This is a genomic window from Caballeronia sp. (assembly GCF_049581465.1).
In the GTDB taxonomy this organism is placed as follows: domain Bacteria; phylum Pseudomonadota; class Gammaproteobacteria; order Burkholderiales; family Burkholderiaceae; genus Caballeronia.
Genome location: NZ_JBAUSA010001014.1, coordinates 1 through 1,699 on the forward strand (window position 1 = coordinate 1; position 1,699 = coordinate 1,699).

At 60.7% G+C, this 1,699-nt stretch carries 2 protein-coding genes; both read left to right on the plus strand.

Features of this window, described 5'->3' with window-relative positions; translation table 11 throughout:
• The coding region (locus WCA53_RS24805) for a DUF4331 family protein (protein ID WP_423916653.1) at nt 1-859 on the plus strand (859 nt) is incomplete at its 5' end.
• A 32-nt stretch (nt 860-891) separates the two neighbouring features.
• Complete coding sequence (locus WCA53_RS24810; RefSeq protein WP_423916655.1) at nt 892-1,476, plus strand: cytochrome P460 family protein; 585 nt, start codon at nt 892-894, stop codon at nt 1,474-1,476.
• Nucleotides 1,477-1,699: the final 223 nt, after the last annotated feature.

A 1,699-nucleotide genomic window follows, 5' to 3' on the forward strand; every position in this document is an offset into this window, starting at 1 on the left:
GGTTGAACACGCCGCCGGCGACGAGCGCCATCATATCCAACCCTTCCAAATCCTGCGCTCGATCGGCCCGCACGCTCTCAAAGGGGTCGAAGGCGAACTCGTCGCCTCGAGCTTGACCGGCGCCTCGCTGACCGGTGAGGGCGGGATCAAGGTTTTTGCAGGGCTCGCGCCAGACCTGTTCGCCGGAGACGCACAGGCGCTTGGGAGGTTTAGGACTGCGCTCGCAAAAGAAAAACGCTTCGCCTTGGAGGCGTGGGAGAACCGCAAGAATTTTTTCGCCCACCGCAATGTGACGGCAATCGTGCTTGAGATTCCCACCCGAATGATAGGCAGTGAGGGGAGCCGAGTTCACGCCTGGGCAACGGCTTCGCTGTTTGGCCACGCCCCCGAAGTGCAGGTGTCCCGCTGGGGTCTACCATTGATCAGCAACGTCCTCCTGCCCGACGAGGCGTTGCGTGAGATTTATAATCGGACTGGACCGGCCGAGGATCGCGAGAAGCTTGGGGCGGCCCTTGCACAGTACACGTCGATCGTCAGTGATCTGGCTGGCTCGACCCCGAATCCTTCTGAGTCTGGACGCCAGGTCGCCGATCGCCTCTGCCCCATCATGCTGCCTTATCAACTCGGATCGGATGCGAGTTTCGACTTCGCCGGCTTTAACGGTCGAAGCCTTGCGGACGACGTCATGGACGTCATCATCACCCTTGCTAGTAATTTCGCTTTGGCTGACGGCGTGGCGCCCGACAAAACGAGGATACGGACGGAGTTCCCGTATTTCGGCGCGCCATTCACAGCGCAGGAGCAGGTTGGCAATCCGCCGGCGCCCAAACCCATTCCGAAGACTGAGGCCCGCCCGTGAAGTCCCCACGCGCCAGGAAGGCAATCGCGGCCGTGGCGCTTCTCACCTTGGCCGTCGCAGCTTGGTCTTTCGCTCACGCCAAGTCAGAAGAACAGGTCAACCGGGCTCGCTTTGCGGCGGATGGGTCGGTTACACGTCCGATCGAATGGCGGCAGTGGGTCCACGTGGGCAGTCGGTATAAACCCATCGGTCTAAACATCCTCGACCAGAAGCTGACCAAAACCCCCGAGATCCTCAATGCCTATGTCGAGCCCAGCGCCATGGCGGTGTACCAGGAGACCGGCCAGTGGCCGGAAGGGAGTCAGATCGTCAAAGAGTTTACCGCCGTCCAGGTCGGACCAGGATGCGATAGCAAGACCTTCGTTTGCAGCACCCGGTTCGGAGATGGAATCTATGAGAGCCGCTATATTGGGCTCGGCTACATGGTCAAGGACTCTGCCCGCTTTCCCGAGCAGCCCGGCCACTGGGGTTACTTCAGCTTCGGCCATCAGCCGGAGCCGTACCTCCCGACTGCGCAGCCCACGACCACTTGCATATCATGCCATGTGACGCTCGCGTCGGACACCGACTATGTTATCTCCAAGGCTCACCTGGGGCTTAACCGATCCACTCGCTGATCCCATCGATCTTGAGATTGGTTGGGCGATCGACCTCAAGGAGGAGGTCAATGCAAGCAAGGAGTTTGACGCGGTCCTCGGCCGTTCTCTTCATATACCAAGCACTGGAGTTCTAAGCCATGGTGACCCGAGGTTTCGGCGGACGTCGACCACCCCCTGACGCGGCGCGACGACTGCCGCCCGGTCAGCATCTGGTGGAGGATTTTCCGGTGCTCTCGGCCGG